The sequence below is a fragment of the Shewanella zhuhaiensis genome (assembly GCF_022484835.1).
GTDB classification, from domain to species: Bacteria; Pseudomonadota; Gammaproteobacteria; order Enterobacterales; family Shewanellaceae; genus Shewanella; species Shewanella khirikhana.
Window position 1 is genome coordinate 335,161 of sequence record NZ_JAKUDL010000002.1, and the last position, 21,680, is coordinate 356,840.

17 protein-coding genes and 2 tRNA genes are annotated in these 21,680 nt (G+C 54.8%); 14 read left to right on the forward strand and 5 right to left on the reverse strand.

The window, feature by feature from the left end:
- The first annotated feature begins 124 nt into the window (after positions 1–124).
- Complete coding sequence (locus MJ923_RS07065) at positions 125–730, forward strand: peroxiredoxin (RefSeq protein ID WP_126167248.1); 606 nt, start codon at positions 125–127, stop codon at positions 728–730.
- Between the two features lie 101 nt (positions 731–831).
- Here MJ923_RS07065 and rnt read toward each other — a convergent pair whose 3' ends face one another.
- Positions 832–1,527: a ribonuclease T gene (rnt, locus tag MJ923_RS07070; RefSeq protein ID WP_240590488.1), complete on the reverse strand. Its 696-nt coding sequence runs from the start codon at positions 1,525–1,527 to the stop codon at positions 832–834.
- A gap of 214 nt (positions 1,528–1,741) precedes the next feature.
- Between rnt and MJ923_RS07075 the strand changes: the two genes are divergently transcribed.
- The 12 genes from MJ923_RS07075 (at position 1,742) to MJ923_RS07130 (ending at position 12,172) form a co-directional block, all read left to right on the forward strand.
- Positions 1,742–2,551, forward strand: a complete 810-nt coding sequence (locus tag MJ923_RS07075) for a flagellar protein MotY (protein WP_276313013.1) — start codon at positions 1,742–1,744, stop codon at positions 2,549–2,551.
- 646 nt (positions 2,552–3,197) lie between these two features.
- Positions 3,198–5,249 (forward strand): prolyl oligopeptidase family serine peptidase, encoded by a 2,052-nt coding sequence (locus MJ923_RS07080; protein WP_240590873.1) that lies wholly within the window; start codon positions 3,198–3,200, stop codon positions 5,247–5,249.
- Positions 5,250–5,405: 156 nt separating this feature from the next.
- Positions 5,406–5,807, forward strand: a complete 402-nt coding sequence (ybgC, locus tag MJ923_RS07085) for a tol-pal system-associated acyl-CoA thioesterase (RefSeq protein ID WP_126167244.1) — start codon at positions 5,406–5,408, stop codon at positions 5,805–5,807.
- The gene (gene tolQ / locus MJ923_RS07090; RefSeq protein WP_126167243.1) at positions 5,797–6,486 is read left to right on the forward strand and encodes a protein TolQ; all 690 of its coding nucleotides are present in this window, start codon (positions 5,797–5,799) and stop codon (positions 6,484–6,486) included. Before ybgC ends, tolQ begins: the two co-directional genes overlap by 11 nt.
- Complete coding sequence (gene tolR, locus MJ923_RS07095; protein WP_240590874.1) at positions 6,483–6,923, forward strand: protein TolR; 441 nt, start codon at positions 6,483–6,485, stop codon at positions 6,921–6,923. The genes tolQ and tolR overlap by 4 nt, the downstream gene beginning before the upstream one ends.
- A 4-nt stretch (positions 6,924–6,927) precedes the next feature.
- Entirely contained in the window at positions 6,928–7,908 is a 981-nt protein-coding gene (tolA, locus tag MJ923_RS07100) for a cell envelope integrity protein TolA (protein WP_126167241.1), read from the forward strand.
- A 9-nt stretch (positions 7,909–7,917) separates the two neighbouring features.
- On the forward strand, positions 7,918–9,243 hold the full coding sequence (tolB, locus tag MJ923_RS07105; RefSeq protein WP_240590489.1) for a Tol-Pal system beta propeller repeat protein TolB: 1,326 nt from the start codon (positions 7,918–7,920) through the stop codon (positions 9,241–9,243).
- A gap of 36 nt (positions 9,244–9,279) precedes the next feature.
- Positions 9,280–9,822: a peptidoglycan-associated lipoprotein Pal gene (pal, locus tag MJ923_RS07110; RefSeq protein ID WP_126167239.1), complete on the forward strand. Its 543-nt coding sequence runs from the start codon at positions 9,280–9,282 to the stop codon at positions 9,820–9,822.
- 22 nt (positions 9,823–9,844) lie between these two features.
- A complete protein-coding gene (gene ybgF / locus MJ923_RS07115) occupies positions 9,845–10,606 on the forward strand; it encodes a tol-pal system protein YbgF (RefSeq protein WP_240590490.1) in 762 nt (253 codons plus the stop codon).
- A 146-nt stretch (positions 10,607–10,752) separates the two neighbouring features.
- Positions 10,753–10,825: transfer RNA gene (locus MJ923_RS07120), tRNA-Lys, on the forward strand.
- 2 nt (positions 10,826–10,827) lie between these two features.
- Positions 10,828–10,903 (forward strand) — tRNA-Lys (locus MJ923_RS07125).
- A 120-nt stretch (positions 10,904–11,023) separates the two neighbouring features.
- Positions 11,024–12,172, forward strand: a complete 1,149-nt coding sequence (locus MJ923_RS07130; protein WP_126167237.1) for a DcaP family trimeric outer membrane transporter — start codon at positions 11,024–11,026, stop codon at positions 12,170–12,172.
- 129 nt (positions 12,173–12,301) lie between these two features.
- Here MJ923_RS07130 and MJ923_RS07135 read toward each other — a convergent pair whose 3' ends face one another.
- The 4 genes from MJ923_RS07135 to acs all read right to left on the reverse strand — a co-directional run bounded on the left by MJ923_RS07135 (position 12,302) and on the right by acs (position 17,994).
- On the reverse strand, positions 12,302–13,624 hold the full coding sequence (locus tag MJ923_RS07135; protein ID WP_240590491.1) for an ATP-binding protein: 1,323 nt from the start codon (positions 13,622–13,624) through the stop codon (positions 12,302–12,304).
- Positions 13,625–13,780: 156 nt separating this feature from the next.
- Positions 13,781–14,041, reverse strand: coding sequence for a GrxA family glutaredoxin (locus tag MJ923_RS07140; RefSeq protein WP_126167234.1), 261 nt, complete (start codon positions 14,039–14,041; stop codon positions 13,781–13,783).
- A gap of 74 nt (positions 14,042–14,115) precedes the next feature.
- Entirely contained in the window at positions 14,116–15,891 is a 1,776-nt protein-coding gene (radD, locus tag MJ923_RS07145) for a DNA repair helicase RadD (protein ID WP_240590492.1), read from the reverse strand.
- A 150-nt stretch (positions 15,892–16,041) separates the two neighbouring features.
- Positions 16,042–17,994: an acetate--CoA ligase gene (gene acs / locus MJ923_RS07150; RefSeq protein WP_240590493.1), complete on the reverse strand. Its 1,953-nt coding sequence runs from the start codon at positions 17,992–17,994 to the stop codon at positions 16,042–16,044.
- A gap of 179 nt (positions 17,995–18,173) precedes the next feature.
- On the opposite strand from acs, the gene MJ923_RS07155 reads away from it, so the two are divergent.
- Positions 18,174–21,614, forward strand: coding sequence for a hybrid sensor histidine kinase/response regulator (locus MJ923_RS07155; RefSeq protein WP_240590494.1), 3,441 nt, complete (start codon positions 18,174–18,176; stop codon positions 21,612–21,614).
- Positions 21,615–21,680 lie beyond the last annotated feature (66 nt).

A 21,680-nucleotide genomic window follows, 5' to 3' on the forward strand; every position in this document is an offset into this window, starting at 1 on the left:
GTATGGCAATTGTGTGATATTAATCCGATTTGGGTTGTAAGCGTACGGGCACCTCTTATAATGCTGAATATCCAACAGGAAAGTTCGTATTATCCATAGCTCAATCCATAGATGGAGGTTACCAATGAGCGTATTAGTAGGTCGCAAGGCCCCCGATTTTACTGCTGCTGCCGTTCTGGGTTCAGGCGAAATCGTTGACAACTTCAACCTGACTGCTGCCATCAAGGGCAAGCCAGCCGTGGTTTTCTTCTACCCACTCGACTTTACCTTCGTTTGTCCTTCTGAGCTGATCGCCTTCGATCACCGCATGGAAGAGTTCACCAAGCGTGGTGTTGAAGTAATCGGTGTGTCTATCGACTCTCAGTTCAGCCACAATGCATGGCGTAACACCCCGGTTGAAAAGGGTGGTATCGGCCCTGTTAAGTACACTCTGGTTGCTGACGTTAAGCACGAAATCTGCCAGGCGTACGACGTTGAGCACCCAGAAGCCGGTGTGGCTTTCCGTGGTTCTTTCCTGATCGACAAAGAAGGTATGGTTCGTCACCAGGTAGTGAACGATCTGCCACTGGGCCGTAACGTTGATGAAATGCTGCGTATGATTGACGCGCTGCAGTTCCACGAAGAGCACGGTGAAGTGTGCCCAGCCGGTTGGGAAAAAGGTAAGAAAGGCATGAGCGCCAACCCAGACGGCGTTGCTGCTTACCTGAGCGAAAATGCTGACGACCTGTAATGGTCCGGCCTGAGCGCCGATAAATAGAAAAGCCGCCCAAGGGCGGCTTTTTTGTATCTTGCTGGTGGCAATTGATGAACTGAACCCGGGGACGGCGATGGTTATTCAGCTTCCCCGGTTTCTCCATCGGCCTCTGCTTGTGCACTCTCTTCTTCATCTAGGGGAGCGGCCAAAGGCCAGCCGCCAAGGGCTTTCCAGCGGTTAACGATATGACAAAAGAGCTCTGCGGTGCGCTCGGTATCATAGAGGGCGCTGTGCGCTTCTTTATTGTCAAAAGGAATGCCAGCGATTTTACAGGCCTGGGCGAGCACTGTGTGACCAAGGGCCAAGCCCGACAGACAGGCGGTATCGAAGGTGGCAAAGGGATGGAAGGGCGTCCGCTTCACGCCACTGCGTTCAATTGCCTTGGTGACAAAACCATGGTCGAAGGCGGCGTTGTGGGCCACCACCACGGCGCGGTGGCAATCGCTGGCCTTCATGCCTTTGCGTACGGCCTTGAAGATCTCCAAAAAGGCCTCTTTTTCACTGACAGCACCGCGAAGCGGGTTATTGGGGTCAATACCATTAAAGGCCAGGGCGGCCGGTTCCAGATTGGCCCCCTCAAATGGCTCGATATGGAAATGCAGTGTCTTGTCCAGACCCAATACACCGTCATCATCCATTTTCAGCAGGGTGACGGCAATTTCCAGCAAGGCATCGGTTTGGGCATTAAAGCCCGCGGTCTCAACATCGATAACCACAGGATAGTAGCCACGGAACCTGTATTTGAGCTTGTTGGGGTTGAAGGCGTCGGACATCAGAACTCTCTGGCAATTTCAAAGGGCGCTATTATGCTAAAAGCAAAACGGGCTGTCATGTTTGATTGTACAAAATCCAGGCTAAAGAAACCCTTGTTTTGGTCGATACCCTCAAGGTAGGCACACTCAGGTGAGATTTCTTATGTGGTGTAATTGGTGGCGTAAATGCCTTGTGGTACCCGTGTTGCTGTTGCCTTTAGGGGCGGCGGCGGACATGCGTCATTATGTGGCATCCATAGACGACTCGCATTGGCGACTGGCAGAAAACTCACGCATTCGCTGCTCGCTCGAGCACGATATCCCGGCTTACGGCAAGGCGGTATTCTCCAGTGCTGCCGGAAAAGAGCAGAACTTGCTGTTTACTCTGGATATGTGGACCAAGCCGGATGCGGCCACCCAGGCAACGCTGGTCAGCAAGGCGCCGGCGTGGCGCCCGGGAGAGCAGCAAAAAAACATCACCCGCCTTAGCTACATGAAAGACTTCAACGGTGAAGTGCCGAAAAAAGCCGCCTGGTCGATGCTGACCGAATTGGAGCGCGGCCGAGAGCCTACCTTTTACTACGCCGATTGGTACAACAGCGACAACAAGGTTGCCGTGGGCCTGTCTGCTGCCAATTTCCGCCGTAAATACAGCGAGTTTCGTCAGTGTCTGTCGGGGCTCTTACCCTACAATTTCGACGATATCGCCTTTACAGTGCTCAATTACGAGGCTGGTGGTACTGAGCTGACCCGTTTTTCCAAGGCCCAGCTTGCCCGGGTGCAGGAGTATTTGAGTCAGGACCCGGAAGTTGAGCTGATTGTGATTAATGCCTACACCGACAGTTATGGTGGTCGCAGCATCAACCAGAAGGTGTCGGATAAGCGCGCCGCCTCGGTGAAGGAGTTTTTTGTCAGCAAGGGGATCCCGGCCAATCGCATTCAAACCGAAGGCCATGGCGAGACCCGCCATGTAGCATCAAACCAGGGGGCGGATGAGCGCGCCCGCAACCGCCGGGTCGTGGTGCAAATTACCAAGGCAATTTAACACCTATTGAACGAGAAAGGCCGCACAGCGCGGCCTTTTTTGTTGTGCGGATGCAGCAAAGCAATGCATAAAAAAAAGCCCGCTTGAAACCAAGCGGGCCGCAAAAGAATAAGCATTGCAATCAACAAATTGAAGGAAGGAAGTCAAGCATAAGAACCAGGGATGATATCGATGTGTCAGACACAGCGATAAAATGTTCTTTGTTTTCACAATCTGCCAGGCAGACACTTCCGGAAAACGAGGCCATTTTAGTCAGGTCGGATGAGAACAACAAACGAGAAAAATTGGAATTTGAGATTAGAAAAACTAATCACACTTTTAGTGATCTCTGTCACCAAACTGCCATAATACGCTTAAAAGCGGTTATTTAAGCAGGCGGCGAGCATAAAAAAGCGTATTGCATCGCTTGAACATGTTACGAGAGCATTAACAAGTGCCATTGTACAAAGTTTCGCCCCATCAAAGCTTTGCCGTTGCCTGTGGTGTATTTGGGGGTATAGTTGGCAGCGGCAATGCAACGCAATCCAAAGGATGTATAAAAATGACAAGCAGAATCAGCACCCTCAGCCTGCTGACCCTGGGCCTTGCCCTGGGACTCGGCGGCTGCCATTCAAAAGACACGGCCGTCGCGTCCGATAGCCGCGCCATGGCCTATCCTGCATCACAAGCCAGTGCCGTGGTTGAAGAAATCCATGGTGTCAAAGTAGCTGACCCTTATCGCTGGCTTGAAGAAAACAGCCCGGCCACCGAAGACTGGGTAAAACGCCAGCAGGCGTTCGGCGATGACTACTTGGCGCAGATCCCCAACAAGCAGGTGGTGGTTGACCGCATTACTGAGCTGTGGAACTTCGAAAAAGTGGGTGCGCCGTTCGAGCATGGTGAAAATTTCTTCATCTTTCGTAACGACGGACTGCAATCGCAAAACGTACTTTATGTGAGTGAAAAGGGCGGCGCCGAGCGTGTGCTGCTGGACCCCAATAAACTGTCTGCCGATGGCACTGTGGCCTTGTCCGGCGTGTCAGTGAGCGGCGATGGTAAAACGCTTGCCTACGGTGTATCCAAGTCAGGTTCCGACTGGCAGGAGTGGGCCTTTATCGATGTGGCCAGCGGCCGCAAGCTGGGCGATAGCCTTAAGTGGATCAAATTCTCCCGCGCCGAGTGGAACCACGACAACAGCGGCGTATATTACTCCCGTTACGATGCGCCAGCCGGCGGCGATATCCTCTCTGACGTAAACTACAACCAGAAGGTGTATTTCCACCGTCTGGGTGACGATCAGGCAAAAGATACCCTGGTGTACGAGCGCCCGGATAACCCGGATTGGGGCTTCTCGGCTTCAGTGTCTGACGATGGTAACTTTTTGCTGATCAGCATTTCTGTGGGCACCGACAGCCGCAACCGCTTCTTTTACAAGCCGCTTAAAGATCGCAGCCTGAAAGTGGTTGAGCTGATGAGCGAGCTTGAAGCCGAGTATCAGTTCCTTGGCAACGAAGGCCCTGTGTTCTACTTCAAGACTGACCTTGATGCCCCTAAAGGCCGTATCATTGCCGTGGATACCCGCAAGCCCGGCAAAGACAACTGGCGCACCATAGTGCCGGAAAGTCAGGACCCTATTGCTGCCGTCAGCATCATCAGTGAGCATCTGGTGGTGAGCTATCTGCATGATGTACTGGGTCAGCTGTCTATCTACAATCTGGATGGCGTTAAGCGTGAAGATGTGGCGCTGCCAGGCAAGGGTAAAATTGCCGGACCTTATGGCAAGGCCAGCAAGCCTTACTTCTATTATGTGTTTAACAGCTACGTACAGCCGCAAACCATCTACAAGTATGACTTGAACAAGGGCACCAACGAGCTGTTCAGCGCGCCCAAGGTGTCGTTCAACCCAGATGACTATGTGTCTGAGCAAGTGTTTTACACCAGCAAAGATGGTACTCGCATTCCTATGCTGGTGAGCTACAAGAAGGGGCTGAAAAAAGACGGCAACAACCCAACACTCCTGTATGCCTACGGCGGATTCTCCATCTCCATGACCCCACGCTTCAGCCCCGCGACCATTGCCTGGCTGGATATGGGCGGCATCTATGCCGTACCTGCGCTTCGTGGTGGCAGCGAATATGGGGAAGAGTGGCACAAGGCCGGTATGTTCGGTAAAAAGCAGAACGTGTTTGACGACTACTTTGCCGCCGCCGAATACCTTATCAGCGAAAACTACACCAACAGCGGCAAGCTTGGCGCTTATGGTCGCAGTAACGGCGGCCTGTTGATGGGCGCCGCTGTGACTCAGCGTCCCGACCTGTTCGCCGCCATCCTGCCGGCCGTGGGCGTACTGGATATGCTGCGCTTCCAAAAGTTCACCATCGGCTGGGCCTGGACCGCAGAATACGGCAGTGCTGACAATGCCGCAGACTTCCCGTATTTGCTGGCTTACTCGCCTTATCGCAACGTGAAGCAGCAGGCTTATCCTGCCACCATGGTGATGACCGCTGATCATGACGATCGCGTGGTGCCGCTGCACAGCTTCAAGTTTGGCGCCATGCTCCAGGCTAAACAGCAGGGTGAGGCGCCGGTGATTATGCGCATCGAGTCCAAGGCCGGCCACGGCGCCGGTAAACCAACCTCAATGCAGATTGCCGAGTTTGCCGATATTTATGCCTTCCTGTGGCAGAACTTCGGTCTGACTTTGCCAGAGAAGCTCTGAGCGCAAAACGCACAAAAAACGCGTTGATACAAGGGGCTTCGGCCCCTTTTATCATTTATTTTTCTTTACAGTTGCCGCAGTGGCAGCCATTCACAATCCGGACATGGATAGGTATAGTAGGCCTCACTTTTATCAAAGGATTTGTGCGCATTTCCCATGTTTGTGTGGCCGATTTCCGTTTATTACGAAGATACCGATGCCGGTGGGGTGGTGTACCACTCCAACTATTTGAATTTTTTCGAGCGAGCCCGCAGCGAATGGCTCAGGGCACTCGGAATAAGCCAAACGGCGTTGCTTGCCGAGGATATCGCCTTTGTGGTGAAACGGGCCGAGATTGAATTTCGTAAGGCCGCACGCTTTGAGCAGAATCTTTTTGTGCATTCCGCTGTCATAGAAATGAAGAAAGCCTCCATGGTTTTCGAACAACGACTTCTGGATGAGGCCGGCACCTGTTACTGCGAGGGACACATAGTGGTTGCCTGCGTGGCATTGTCAAAGATGCGGCCCCATGCCATTCCACCCCATATTGCGCAGGAGTTAACACAAGGTGCACGCTGATATTTCTTTTCTGGGACTCTTTTTACAGGCGAGCTTACTGGTCAAGTTGGTAATGCTTATCCTGGTGGGTCTTTCGGTGCTTTCCTGGGCGGTGATTTTACAGCGCCGCAATCTGCTGAAAGCCGCCAAGGCCCGCTCACTCAAATTTGAAGACAAGTTCTGGTCAGGGGTGGATCTTAATCGCCTGTATCAGGAGCTGTCTGCCCGCGGCGAAGCCAATACCGGCCTCGAAGCCATGTTTGTCACCGGCTTTAAAGAGTATTCGCGGCTGTCACGTCTGTCTGCCCGGGTGCCTGGCGCCGTGATGGACGGTACTTACCGCGCCATGCGGGTGACCCTTTCCCGTGAGCTTGAAAAGCTGGAAAACCATCTGCCACTGTTGGCAACCATAGGTTCAACCAGCCCATACATCGGCCTTTTCGGTACTGTGTGGGGGATCATGAACGCCTTTATCGCCCTGGGCGCAGTGCAAAACCCGACACTGGGTATCGTTGCGCCGGCCATCGCCGAAGCCCTTATTGCCACGGCCATGGGTCTGGCAGCCGCTATCCCCGCGGTGATTTTCTATAACCGTTTCTCCACCGATGTGGAAAAACTGGAAGGTGCCTACGTCAACTTTATGGAAGAGTTCTCCAGCATTCTGCACCGTCAGGCCTATGCCGAGAAGGAGACCGCCTGATGCACGGATACCAGCGCAAGCGGCGCCGGCCCGTGGCGGAAATCAACGTCGTGCCTTATATCGACGTGATGCTGGTACTGCTTATCATCTTTATGGCGACAGCGCCCATTGTGACTCAAGGGGTGAAGGTTGACCTGCCGACAGGCGAAGCCGAGGCGCTGTCAACCGACAGCAAGCCGCCGGTGGTCGCCTCCATCGACGCCAACGGTGACTACTACCTGGACATCGGCAGTGGCAGCAGCGACAAAGACGTGCTGACACTGGAAGACGTTGCAACCCAGGTTGCCGCCGTGATATCTCTGGAGCCCGAGCGTCCCGTGGTGGTCAAAGCCGATCGCACCATTCCCTACGAAGACGTGATCCAATTGATGGTTGCCCTGCAGCAGGCCGGCGTGCCTTCGGTGGGGTTAATGACGGACTCGCCACAGGAGAAGTAACAGGGTGGCCGCTAAGAAGTCTCATTCCAGCTTAACCCTGCCAGTGGCCATTTCACTGGCAGTGCACATAGGCCTTATTCTGGTGTTGGCACTGGGAGCGCTGGATTTTTTCACCACCAAACTTGAAACCCCTGAACCTGCCGCTGCCGCCCCTGTGCAGGCGGTGCTGGTGGATCAGCAAAAGGTGGCCGCTGCGGCGGAAAAGATAAAACAGGAAAAACGTGACGCAGAGCGCCGCGAGCAGGCCCGTCAGGCCGAGCTTGAGCGTAAAGCCGACGAAGCCAAAAAGGCCCGCGAGCAAGAGCAGGCCAGGCTGAAACAACTCGAAACTGAGCGCAAGCAAAAAGAAATCGAAACTCAAAAGGCGATTGAAGACGCCAAGCGCAAGGAAGAGCAGGCCAAAGCTGACGCCAAAAAAGCGGAAGAGGAACGGGCCCGCAAAGAATCTGAGCGCAAGGCTGCCGAAGAGGCCGCCAAGAAAGCTGAAGAGAAACGCAAGGCTGAAGAAGCCGCAGCCAAGAAGGCCGAGGAGGAGCGCAAGCGCAAAGCGGAAGAAGAGCGCAAGCGTAAAGAAGCCGAAGCCAAACGCAAAGCGGAAGAAGAGGCCAAGCGTAAGGCTGCCGAAGACGCTAAGCGCCGCGAGCAGGAGCTGGCTGACATGATGGCCGCCGAGCAGGCCACCATCAATGCCGCCCGAAGCCGCCAACTGGTGTCTGAGCGTGACAGATACACCGCCATGATCAAGGCGACTATTCAGCGCCATCTGGTGGTGGATGAATCGATGCGTGGCAAGAGCTGCAAAATGTTTATTCGTCTCGCCAGCGACGGTTTTGTCACCACAGCCGAAGCGAGAGAAGGGGATGGCGTGGTCTGCCGCGCCGCCAAAGCTGCCATTACCAAGGCCGGACGTCTACCGGTGTCGCCAGAGCCTGAGGTGTATCAGCTGATGAAAGAAATCAATTTGACCGTGCAACCGGAAATCTAAAGGAGTTTCATGAAGATCATCCCAAAGTGGGCGCTGCTGGTACTGGCAGCCTTGTCTTTGCCCGTGAAGGCCGCACTGGATATCGTTATCACCGAAGGGGTGGATGCTGCCCGGCCCATCGTGGTGGTTCCCTTTGTTTGGCAGGGGACAGGTCCCGTGCCATCGCAAATCTCGGACGTGGTACAGTCTGACTTAACCCGCAGTGGCACCTTTAAGGTGCTCGACAGCCTGGGCCTGCCCCAAAACGGCATTGCCACCCTGGCCGAGTTTGCGCCGCAAAAGTGGACTGGTGTTAACGCCGAAGCGGCGGTGATGGGCGCTATCAAGCCTTATGGTCCGGATCAGTATCTGGTGACGTTCGATCTGGTCGATTTGCTTAAAGCCCAGCTCGGTGGTCAGGGACCGGTGAACAAGCAGGACTTGCTGCTCGACAGCCGCCAGACGGTGATCACCGCAGCGCAGTTTCGCCAGTACGGCCACCGCATCAGCGATATCGTTTATGAGAAGCTCACCGGCATTCGTGGTGCCTTCTTAACCCGTATCGCGTATGTGGTTGTTAACCATGGTGAAAAATCGCCCTATCGGCTGATGGTGGCCGATTATGATGGTTACAACGAGCAAATGTTGCTGCGCTCGCCCGAGCCTTTGATGTCGCCATCCTGGTCTCCCGATGGCCGCCGCCTGGCTTATGTGAGCTTTGAAAACCGCAAAGCGGAGATTTTCGTGCAGGATATCTTCAGCCAGGAGCGAGTTAAGGTTTCAAGCTTCCCCGGTATCAATGGTGCGCCAAGCTTCTCGCCCGATGGCAAGACACTGGCGGTAACCTTGTCCAAAGACGGCCAGAGTGAAATCTATACCATCGACATTGCCACCAAGGCCATTCGCCGCATTACCAATCACTATGCCATTGATACCGAGCCAAGTTGGTTCCCCGATGGCAAGTCGCTGCTGATCACCTCCGAGCGAGGCGGTCGTCCGCAGCTGTATAAGGTGGAGCTGGATTCTGGCAAGCTCACCCGTTTGACCTTTGATGGCGAGTGGAACCTTGGTGGTTCCATCACCCCTGATGGTCGCAACATGATTTTTGTGAATCGTACCAACGGCCGCTTTAACATTGCCCGCATGGATCTGGAAACCCGTTTCATGCAAGTGTTGACCTCGACCCGTTTGGACGAATCCCCCAGCGTGGCGCCCAATGGCACCATGGTGATTTATGGCACCACGCATCAGGGCCGGCAGGTGCTCGCTGCCGTGTCTACGGACGGACGTTTCAAGGCAAGATTGCCGGTTGGCCAGGGTGAAGTGAAATCACCAGCCTGGTCGCCCTTCCTGTAACCGAATTATCATATTGATTGATTTAAGGATTTTAAAATGGAATTGAATAAACTGCTCAAAACTCTGTTGGTAGTGGCGCCGATTATGGCTCTGTCTGCCTGTAGTTCTACCGATTCAGCCACCGACGCCAGCGGTTCTTCCAGCAGCATTGGCGGCAATGGCAGCGGCGCCGGTGTAGGCGGCGTGGAAACCGGCAGTGTGGCGGGTGTGATGAGCCCCGAAGAGCAGATGCGCATGAAGCAGGAAGAACTGCGCCGCGAAAATATCATCTACTTCGATTTTGACCGCAGTGAAGTATCACCGCTGGCCGCTGACATCCTGCTGGCCCACGGTAACTATCTGCTGGAAAACCCCTCTGTGAGTATCTTGATTGAAGGTCACTCAGACGAGCGCGGTACCCCTGAGTACAACATTGCCCTGGGCGAGCGCCGTGCCAAGGCCGTGGCCAAGTACCTGCAGTCCATGGGTGTTCAGCCTTCACAGATGAGCATCGTCAGCTACGGTGAAGAAAAGCCACAGGATCTGTCCCGCAGCGACGAGAGCTTCTCACGTAACCGCCGCGCGGTATTGGTGTACTGAGGTCAATAACGGGTAAGGATTGATGAAAAAAAGCGTATTACTGACAGCACTCTTGGTGGCGGGGCAGGCCATGGCCGCCGCGCCGGTGGAAGACATTGGCGGCGGCAGTGCCGATGAGCGCATTGCCAAGCTTGAGCGTATATTAAAAGCCAAGCAGCAGACTGATTTCGATATGCAGCGCCGCCTGGATGCCCTGCAGCAGGAAGTGCTGGATCTGCGTGGTCAGACTGAGCAGCAGAACTATCAAATCAACCAGATGCTTGAGCGTCAGCGCAAGCTCTATGAAGAGATAGCCAATCTGCAGGCGGCCCCCGCGGCTAAACCGGCTGTTGCTGCCAGTGCAGGCACTGCGGTTGCGGCCAGCCAAACTCCGGCTGCTCAAGCGGGCACTGTGGCGGTAGAAGCTTCGCTCAACGAAACCGCTGCCTATGAAAAGGCTATCAATCTGGTGCTCAAAGAGCGCAAGTACGACGACGCTATCACGGCTTTTCGTGGTTTCATCAAACAGTACCCGGGTTCCAACTATACCGACAACGCCAACTACTGGCTCGGACAGCTGCTCTATAATAAGAACGAGCTGGACGACGCCCGCGGCGCCTTCACCGTGGTGGTGGAGAAATATCCTGATTCCAGCAAGCGTGGCGACAGCCTGGTGAAGCTGGGTCTGATTGCCGAGAAAAAGGGCGATACTGTAGGGGCTAAAAACCTCTATCGTAAGGTGGTAAAAGAGTACGCAAACAGCGCTGCTGCCCGCATTGCACAGCAGCAATTGAACGCCCTTTAAACGGTTTTAATACATAAAACAGTCTCTTGGGCTGTTTTTCATGCAAACGGCAAAAGTTTCGGGAATTTACGCTTGCATGGATAACTGAAAAAGGTATTATAGGCGCCCTCAGCGCAGCCAAGGCAGTGTTGAGGGCAATCTGGAATGGGTCGTTAGCTCAGTCGGTAGAGCAGTTGGCTTTTAACCAATTGGTCGAAGGTTCGAATCCTTCACGACCCACTGGGTCGTTAGCTCAGTCGGTAGAGCAGTTGGCTTTTAACCAATTGGTCGAAGGTTCGAATCCTTCACGACCCACCATCTTTCAGCTTCAGCTCTCCCTTTTCTACTTTTGTCTCATAGACCTATTGCTAATATTTAAGCGTTAACAAATTGTTCATAGTGCCTCTGATTAATAATAACAATCAGGGAGCAACGAGCATGAAACAAGCACCAGTCTCAATTGCACTGGCAACCGCCCTTATGGCGATGGCAGGCAGCGCTGCGGCTGAAGTTGGCAAAACCGACTTTAAGTTTGGTGGTTACATTAAAGCCGATGTGATGTTCAGCGATTACAGTAACGGCGCACCGGATTCCGGCAATCTTTCCCGTCAGTTTTATGTCCCCGGCACCATTTATGGTACCGCCGGCAATGGCAAACAAGTTGTTGATTTCCAAGCCCGCGAAACCCGATTTAACTTCAAAACCGTTACCGATCTCGATGGCCACAAACTGTCTGGCTTTATCGAACTCGACTTTATGACCCACACCGACGGCAACGAGCGTGTATCCAATAGCTACTCGCCACGTATTCGCCACGCCTTTGTCAGCTACGACAACTGGACCGTGGGTCAAACCTGGACCACCTTCCAAAACCCAGGTGCCTTGCCTGAAAACCTCGATTTCGTAGGTGCGGCCGACGGTACGCCCTTCGTGCGTCAGGCACAGGTTCGCTATACCAATGGCGGCTTCCAGTTTGCACTGGAAAACCCGGAAACCACCCTCAGCGCCAACGCGACCGGCGCCCGCATCACCAGCGGCAGCGGCATGATGCCCGATGTGGTGGCCCGCTATAACTTCAAGACCGAAGGCGGCGCCTCGTTCTCGCTGGCCGCTATCGGTCGTCAGCTGAATATCGAGCAGGGCACCTATGACGATTCTGCCATGGGTTACGGCGCAAGCTTCGCCGGTGTGATCCCGGTTGGCAAGGACGATCTTAAATTCACCGCCACCTGGGGTGAGGGCCTTGGCCGTTACTTTGCGCTGAACTACGCCAATGCCGGCGCGCTGGATGCCAATGGCAAGATTGAAACCATCGGCTCATACGGCGGCTTTATTTCTTACCGTCACTGGTGGAATGAGCAGTGGCGCTCAAGCTTCACCCTCTCTGGCATGAAAGCGGACAACCATGTGGATTTGACCGGTGAGAACGTCAACAAGGACGCCATGTCGGCCTATGTGAACCTGCTGTACTCGCCAAGTAAGCCACTGACCTTCGGCGTGGAATACATGTATGCCACCAACAGCAAGGAAAACGGTGTGGATGGCGACTTGAACCGGGTGATTTTCTCGGCCAAATACGTACTCTGATAGCATATCCGCTACATGAAAAAGCGAACCCTCGGGTTCGCTTTTTTACTATGAGCTTATGATGAGCCTGGGCTTAGCCAATGCTTTGTGGAAGGGGGTTACAGTAACTAACTCCATTATGCAGGCGGCTTAACTTTCGCCAAGCTCCGGAAACACCATATCCAGGGCAAAGCCCCTGTCGCTGACGGGCAGAATGATTTTTCCGCCAAGCTGCTGATTAACCAGGTTAAATACAATATTCATCCCAAGACCTATACCACCTTTGGCGCGTGCAGTGGTGAAAAAGGGCTCAAAGATGTGTTTCCTGGCCTCAGGACTTAAGCCCTTGCCGTTGTCCCGGTAGTGAATGCAGTAGTTGCCATCGGCAAGTCGTTCGCCCGTAATCTCAATCTGGTTATCTCCACCCGCATCAAAACCGTGCATCACACTGTTACTGAGCAAATTGGTCAGGGTTTGGGAGTGCACACCGGGGATGGTCGTCAGGTTCCAGTCTTCGGGGATGTGAATACTGGCTTTGGCCTGTACCGATTTGAGCAGGGGTTTCAGTGCCAGCAGTACCTGGCGGTAGTACTGGGCAAGGTTAATCAGCTCTTTGTCGGCGCAGTGTTGATCGGCGGCGGTGCGCTTAAAGCTTTCCACCAGTTCCACCGCCCGGTGCAGATTCACATCGAGCAGCATCAGCGCACTGTCGGTCGTCTCAAGGTATTCGTCCAGCTCTTCGGTTGACAGCTCACCACTTTGATAATGGCTGCGCAGGGCATCGCGCTGCTCACTGAGCACGCTGTGGCTGGTAATGGCAACACCGAGCGGTGTATTTACCTCATGGGCAAGCCCGGCCACCAGATTACCCATGGCAGCCATTTTCTCTGACTCAACAAGCCGCTTCTGGGCGTCTTTAAGCTCACTGATAACCTTATCGAGATGTGCGGTGCGCTCAGCCACTTTCGACTCGAGCTGTTGATTGGCCTTTTCCAGCAGTCTCTCATGGGAAAGGCGGTCAAGTTCGGCCTCAATGCGGCCAGAGAAGAGTTTAAACAGCTCCAGCACCCGGGATTCATCTTCAATGGGCCTTCGATACAGGGCGACGATAATGCCCATCACTTCGCCTTTAAGGTCGTGCAGCGGCGTGCCGAGGTAGCCTTCGATTTGCATGTCTTTCAACAGCTTGTCGTTTGGAAAACTGGCGGCGACGTTGGTGCGGTAACAGCATACAGAGTCATCGGCGGCATTGGCACAGGGGGTATCGGCCAGCGAATAGGAGATGTTGTCTACCAGTGCTCCATCGGCCACCAGTGCCAGGGTATTGGAACAATATTGTTCCTTATCCAGGGTGGCAACGAAGGTGTAATCGGCGTGGATGGCATCGTGCAGAGCGAGGGTAATGCTGTTGAAAAAGGCCTCGCCACGGGTGTTGGAGACCTTTTCAATGATGGTGGCAAGCATGGGATCCATTGGCCGTTCCTCGCACTGTCATGGTTCCAGCTTAGCTGTTAACCGTACGCCGCGCCAATAAGGTTGCGTGGCAATTACCGCAGAGGGCGCTAACCAAGTCTGGCGCTTGCCAAATAAAAAGCCCGCCGGATGGCGGGCTTAAAAAGACTTGTAAAATCAATCCAGCAGATTGTTTTCGCGCACGTAGGCTTCGAAATCGGTGCAGCCACCCACGTGGGTTTTGTCTACAAAAATCTGTGGCACGGTTTCTACCGGTTTGCCAACAGTCTTGGACAGATCTTCTTTGCTGATCCCTTCGGCGTGGATATCCACGTAGCGGAAGCGGAAGTCTTCACGTTTTTCGGCAAGCTGCTCGCACAGTTGCTCGGCGCGAACACAGTAAGGGCAGCCTGGACGGCCAAAAATTACAACGTACATGTAGGCTCCTTTGGAGTTTAGCTTGGGGCTTTTATAACACAGGCCACCGGGATTTGATATTGGGATAGGCAGGATCAGAGTGCAAAACGTGCGCCCGTCTGATATTTGCCCCGATAATCAAAGAATTTGTCGATAAGTTGCCAGCCAAACTTGGTCTTTTTCAGCAGTAGCATATCCGGGGCACGAAACTTGTCCTTGTCGGCCACGATGGCGGCGGCATCTCTGTATTTGGGCAGCTTAATACCGGGAGCCCTTTGGTGCCTGAGCAGGAAGGCGGCAAACAGTGCCTTGCGCTGGCCATCAGTCGCCAGTTTAAAGCGCTCGTTGAAGCTGTTGCCATCCATGTCCTGATAGATAATCGTCAGCCCGTCATCGCTTGCTTCAAGCAGCATATCCGCCACTTTGAACAAATGATGGTGCTTGTGGGACAACACAGCTTTTAAGTGCTTATCTGGGTCCACAAGGGCCGAGTCGCAGCCCCGGCATATGCGGGCTGCGATATCGTTTTCAATGCCGCAGTCAGGGCAGATACGCGCCCGGTAGCGAAAATCACACTGGTTGCCATCTTCCAGAAGTCCCTGGCAGCGGCGGCCGTAATGCTCGATTATGTCGCCGTCTGCGTCTGTCTTGCCCCAAAACAGGTTGGCAAAGCCGCAGGCAGGGCAAGGCACCTGCACAGGCACACTTTTGCTGTCGGGTCTGGGCTTACCCACTTCGGGGTGGAACAGGCTGAAACCATTGGCAGCGTAATCGAGGATAAGGCACTCGCTCTTGCCGGGAAACAACCTAAGGCCCCGGCCTACCATCTGCTGAAACAGACTTACCGAAGCAGTAGGGCGCAAAATGGCAATCAGGTCCACATGGGGCGCATCGAATCCCGTAGTGAGTACAGACACATTGACCAGAAACTGCAGCCGCTCGGCCTTAAAGTCATCAATAATGCGGTCACGTTCATCGGCCGGGGTGTCGGCGGTAATCAGCGCAGCGGTGAGCGGCTGTTCGGCGCTATCTTTCTCAAGCAGCTTCAGCACTTCCCTGGCGTGGCGTACTGTGGCGGCAAAGATAATGATGCCCCGTTTGGCCGACGCCAGGCCAGCTAACTGCTCCACAATCGCGGTGGTGGCACGGCCACTCTGGTTCAGTACTGTGTTGACCTCTGCCTCTGAATAGTCGGCGTCTTCTTTGGGCAAAAGGCTGTCGAAATTGTACTGGGCCGCAAGGCCATCAAGCAGCCTTGGTGGTGTTAAAAAACCTTTTTTAATCAATACCCGCATCGGCAAGTCGTAAATGCAGACATCGAAAACGCCTTTGTCTGGATTGCCCACGTGGCCGTGGATGTGGCGCTTATAGATGTAGCCTTCGCCGAGCCGATAAGGGGTGGCGGTAAGGCCCAGCAGCAGTAGCTTGGGGTTATTGGCCTTAAGGGCGGCAAACAGGCTGTGGTACTGGCTGTTGCTGTCGAGGCTCACCCGGTGGCACTCATCGACTATCACCAGTGAAAACGGCTCGCTGAAGGCTTGCGGAGTACGGGCGGCCGATTGGATCCCTGCAATCACGGTTTTGCCGCTGCTGTCTTTCTCGCCAAGTCCGGCGGAATAAATGCTGCCTTCGCCTGCCAGTAATGCCACTTTCTCGGCATTTTGTGCCACTAACTCCTTCACGTGGGTCAGCACCAGCACCCGGCCTTTGGCAATGCGGGCAAGCTCGGCAATCACCAGGCTTTTTCCGGCGCCAGTGGGCAACACCAGCACCGCTGAGTCGCGACTTTGACGAAAGTGGTTAAGTGCGGCGTCTATGGCATCTTGCTGATAATCGCGAAGTTGTATTGTGGGCTTAGGCTTGGTCGTCATGGGCGTTGCGTCATGGGACATGGGAGTTGAGCAGACACGGGGTAGGGCGAGTGTAGCAGCAATCGGGGTTAGGCTGAAACCAGGCGAACAGGGACACATAAAAAAGGCCCCTGAAACAGGGGCCAAACTTGAGGAGAAGACTGAGGTTGGTTAGTCAGCGCGGTTCAAGCGGCTCTCGATAAGGGTGTCGATAACCGATGGATCCGCCAGGGTAGAAGAATCGCCCAGGTTGGTGATTTCGTTCGCCGCAATCTTACGCAGGAAACGGCGCATGATTTTGCCTGAACGGGTTTTTGGCAGACCTGAGGCCCACTGGATAAGGTCCGGTGTTGCCAGGGCGCCGATTTCTTTACGCACCCACTGACGCAGCTCCTGACGCAGCTCTTCAGTGGCTTCGGTTCCCTTGGTCAGAGTCACGTAGGCATAGATACCCTGGCCCTTGATGTCGTGTGGGTAACCCACAACGGCGGCTTCGGCCACCAGATCGTGGGCTACGAGGGCGCTTTCCACTTCGGCGGTGCCAAGGCGGTGGCCGGATACGTTAATCACATCATCCACACGGCCGGTGATCCAGTAGTAGCCATCTTCGTCACGGCGGGCACCGTCACCGGTGAAATACATGCCGCGGAAGGTCTTGAAGTAGGTCAGCACGAAGCGCTCGTGATCGCCATACACGGTGCGCATCTGGCCAGGCCAGGAGTCCAGCAATACCAGGTTGCCTTCGGTGGCGCCTTCGAGGATGTTTCCTTCGTTGTCAACCAGTGCTGGCTGCACGCCAAAGAAAGGGCGGGTGGCCGAACCGGGTTTGGTGTCGGTGGCGCCGGGAAGTGGGGTGATCAGGATGCCGCCGGTTTCGGTTTGCCACCAGGTGTCCACAATCGGGCAATGCTCGTGACCAATAACTTCGTGGTACCAGCGCCAGGCTTCGGGGTTGATAGGCTCGCCCACAGAACCCATGATGCGCAGTGACTTGCCATCGAAGTTGTCGAAATGCTGCTTGCCTTCGGCCATCAGGGCGCGGATAAGGGTCGGCGCTGTGTAGAGGATGTTAACCTGGTGACGGTCGACAATCTCACCCAGACGGGCAGGGCTTGGGTAGTTTGGAATGCCTTCATGGATGAGGATGGTGGCACCATTGGCCAGCGGACCATAAACCATGTAGCTGTGGCCGGTGATCCAGCCCACATCTGCGGTACACCAGTAAACTTCGCCTGGCTTGTAATCGAACACATATTCGTGGGTCATGGAGGCGTACACCATGTAACCACCTGTAGTGTGCAGTACGCCCTTGGGGTTACCGGTAGAGCCTGAGGTGTACAGCAAAAACAGTGGATCTTCAGCGCCCATTTCTTCGGCGGGGCAGTCATCAGATACGCTTGCTACCACATCGTGCCACCACACATCCCGGCCTTGCTGCCAGTCGACATTGCCACCGGTGCGCTTAAGCACAATCACGGTTTCCACTGTGGTGACTTCAGGGCGGTTCAATGCTTCATCGATGTTGCCCTTAAGCGGAATTTTACGGCCGCCACGCACGCCTTCGTCGGCGGTGATCAGCACCTTGGATTTGCCATCAATCACGCGGGAAGCGATGGAGTCAGGTGAGAAGCCACCAAACACCACAGAGTGGATGGCACCAATGCGAGCACAGGCCAGCATGGCAACAGTGGCTTCAACCACCATGGGCATATAGATGGTTACCACGTCGCCTTTTTGCACGCCTTGTGCTTTCAGGGCGTTGGCAAAGCGGCACACTTCGCCGTGCAGCTCACGGTAGGTGACTTTGCGCTGTTCGCTGGCATCGTCGCCTTCCCAGATGATGGCAATATCATCGCCCTTGGTGGCCAGATGGCGGTCAAGGCAGTTGGCGGAGGCGTTCAGGGTGCCATCGTGGAACCATTTGATGTACAGATTCTGGTCGTCGTAGGAAGTGTCTTTGACCTGGGTAAATGGCTTTATCCAGTCGATGCGCTTGGCTTGCTCTCCCCAGAAACCCTCAGGGTTGGAAACGGATTCCTGGTACATCTTCTGATATTGTTCGTTGTTTACCAGTGCGTTTTGTGCAATATCGGCAGGCACTGAGTAGAGAGACTGCGTGCTCATAGGGCTTCCCTTTTTATAATTTGTTGCGTGGCTTCGAGTATGGGCATCGGGCCCGCGTCACACTATTAGACCTTGGTCTAGTTTGTTTTTTCCCTTATTTTTTAGCCTGTTGCGCCTCGTTTGTTGGCTGGATTTTCCGCAGTTTTCGAGGCACAATGGGTTAAAAAAATGAGCATACTATGAATCTGACCCTCTTTGTCGCCGTGATTGCGGTTTTTTACGTGTTTCTGTTGTTCCTGCTGGCGTGGGGCGCAGAGCGCTGGTTCAGCGGTGTAACCAAAAAGCTGCAAACCTGGATTTATGGCCTGAGTCTGGCGGTGTACTGCTCGTCATGGAGCTTTTTGGGCACTGTGGGGCAATCCGCCGGTGACCTCTGGTCCTTCCTGCCTATCTTCCTAGGACCTATCCTGATTTTTACCCTTGGCTTTGGCATGCTGCGCAAAATGGTGGTGGTATCCAAGGCACAAAATATCACCTCGGTGGCCGACTTTATTGCCGCCCGCTACGGCAAATCCCAGGTACTGGCGGCGCTGGTTACCCTGATAGCCCTCTTTGGCATAATGCCCTATATCGCGCTGCAGCTGAAAGCCATGGTGGCGTCGCTCAATTTGTTCCAGCCAGAGGGCAAGCCCCTTGATGGGATAAGTGTGGCGCTGATCATCTCCGTGGTGCTGGCGGTGTTTGCCATCCTGTTTGGTACCCGCAAACTGGATGCCACTGAGCACAACCCGGGGATGATGCTCGCCATTGCCTTTGAGTCTTTGGTGAAAATTGCTGCCTTTTTGTTGGTGGGCATTGTCATCAGTTTTGGGGTGTTTGGCGGCTTTGGCGATATTTGGGATCAGGCGCTGTCGGCCAATCTGATTGAGCATCCCAAGCTCAGGCTGGAAACCATACTGCCGGATCTGGTGGTGGGGATTGCGGCCTTTTTGTGTATGCCGCGCCAGTTCCACGTGATGGTGGTGGAGTGTGCCAGCGAAAAGACCCTGAGCCGGGGCCGCTGGATTTTTCCGATTTATATTGCCCTGTTTGGCCTCTTTGTGGCGCCGCTGGCGCTGTCCGGTAAGTTGCTGCTGGGCGACAGCGTGCCAGCCGACACCTATGTCATCAATATGCCGCTGTTTATCGGCGCCGACTGGCTGGCTGTGGTGGCGCTGCTTGGAACCCTCTCGGCCGCGACCGGCATGGTGATAGTGGCGGTGGTGACCATTTCCATCATGGTCAGCAATGAGTGGCTGGTGCCGCTGATGCTCAGGGGCGGTCGCATCCGCGAAAAGAACTTTGCTCAGTTTTCGCAGTTTCTCTTGAACGCCCGCCGTCTGGCTATTGTGCTTATTCTTGGCATTGGCTATTTGTCGTTTTTGTATCTGGCCGACAGCGACTCGCTGGCGCATCTGGGGATGCTGGCGTTTGGCGCCTTCGCCCAGCTGGCACCGGCCCTGGTCGGCGGCCTTTACTGGAAACACGGTAACCGTGGTGGGGTGTTCCTCGGCCTTGGCGCCGGTTTTGGTTTGTGGATTTGGGTGCTGCTGCAAGGTGCTGGCGAGCGTCTTGCCAGCGCCGGACTGTCCGATGTCTGGCTGCTGTCCTATATCAGCCCCAATGTGAGCGATACCCTGCTGGCGTTGATGGTCAACACCATGTTTTACATTCTGGGCTCGCTGTGGTTTCGCGCCGGAGTGGTGGAACGCATTCAGGCGAGCAGCTTCGTTTCCCCAGGTGAGCTTAAGGGCGCAGGCGGCCGTAAAACCGGGCCTATCTCGCAGCAGGAGCTGCTGATTCTGGCCAGCCGCTTTGTCAGCCCCACCCGTGCCTATCAGAGTTTCAGTCGCTTCTCGGCGGAGGCTGTGAACCACGAAAGCTGGAATAAGGCTGCAAGCCCTGAGCTGATTGCCCACACAGAACACATGCTCTCTGGAGTGCTTGGCGCGTCCAGTGCCGCGCTGGTGCTCGATTCGGTGATTGCCGGGCGGGATCTGGCCCTTGATGAAGTGCTCTCTTTAGTGGATGAAGCCTCCTCCAAGGTGATGCTGAGTCAGGAGATTTTGCGCGGCGCCATCGAGCATGCCTACGAGGGCATCAGCGTTGTCGATAAGGATCTGAATCTGGTTGCCTGGAACGCCCGTTACAGCGAGCTGTATCAGTATCCGGAGGACTTTTTACAGGCTGGCATGCCCATCAGTGAAGTGGTGCGCTTTAATGCCGCCCGCGGTTATTGCGGTGTCGGCGACATAGAAGATCAGGTGGAGCGTCGCGTGCAGCATATGCGTGATGGCACGCCTCACACCTCGGAGCGGGAGCGCAGCGACGGCAAGGTAATCAAAATTCAGGGTAACCCTATGCCCGACGGCGGTTTTGTGATGACCTTTACCGACATTACCCAATACCGAGCGCAGGAGCGGGCGCTTAAGGATGCCAACGAGACGCTGGAGTCCCGGGTAAAAGAGCGCACCTACGAGCTTGCCATGCTCAACAGCCAACTGCTGGAAGCCAAGGCTCAGGAAGAAATGGCCAACGCCTCCAAGAGCCGTTTCCTTGCCGCCGTGGGCCATGACCTGATGCAGCCGCTCAATGCCGCCAGGCTCTTTACCGCGTCGCTTTCCCAGTACACCAACCTCGATGACGAGGCGCGCACCACCTTGTCCCACGTTAACAGCTCGCTGAAAATCGCCGGAGAGCTGCTTACCGATCTTTTGGACATTTCCAAGCTGGATTCCGGAATGGTGGAAGTAAACCGGCGCGACTTTTCAGTGTCTGAAATCCTCTCGGGGCTGGCGGTGGAGTTCGATGCCATGGGCAAGGACAGTCAAATCCGCTTCACCATGGTGTCGTCCAGCGCCACGGTCAACTCAGATCCGGCGCTGCTCAGAAGGGTGCTGCAAAACTTCCTCACCAATGCCTACCGCTATGCCCGCGGTGGCCGGGTGCTGCTGGGCTGTCGCCATCGCCCGGGTGAGCTTGAAATTCAGGTGCTGGACACCGGCTGTGGCATAGATGAAACCGAGCTGCATGAAATTTTTAAAGAATTCAAACGCCTCGCCAATCCGCAAAGCAAGGGCGTGAGTGGTCTGGGGCTGGGGCTCGCCATTGCCGATCGTATCAGTAAGGTGCTGGGCCATGATATTAAGGTGGCCTCTGTGCTGGGGCGTGGCTCGGTGTTTTCTATCTGCGTGCCCCTTGGAAAAACTATCTCGACACCCATGCCTGCCCGCCGTCCCGCGGTATTGCAGCCGCTGGCTGGGGTAAAGGTGCTTTGTATCGATAACGAAGAAGCCATTCTTGCCGGCCTTGAAAGCCTGCTCAGACGCTGGCAGTGCGAGGTGATTTGTGCCCGTGACCTTGGCGATGCCCGTATCAAGCTTGGTCTGAAGGGCGTTGCCCCCGACATAGTGCTGGCCGATTACCATCTGGACGATGGGCAGAATGGGGTGGACGCCATGGACGGTATTCGTTCGCTCTATGGCGAGCATTTGCCTGGGATCCTCATTACCGCCAACACCCGCAAGGATCTGGTGGAGGATGTGCAGCGCCGCGGTTATCACTACATGGCGAAAATGGTTAAACCCGCCGCGTTGAGGGCATTGATCTCCAGCCTGGTGAAGTCCTCCTCTGTTGCATAAATTAAGCGGGGTGAACAAAATCTTGTTCACCCCATTGACCCATCGTTGCATATATCGTTAACATCC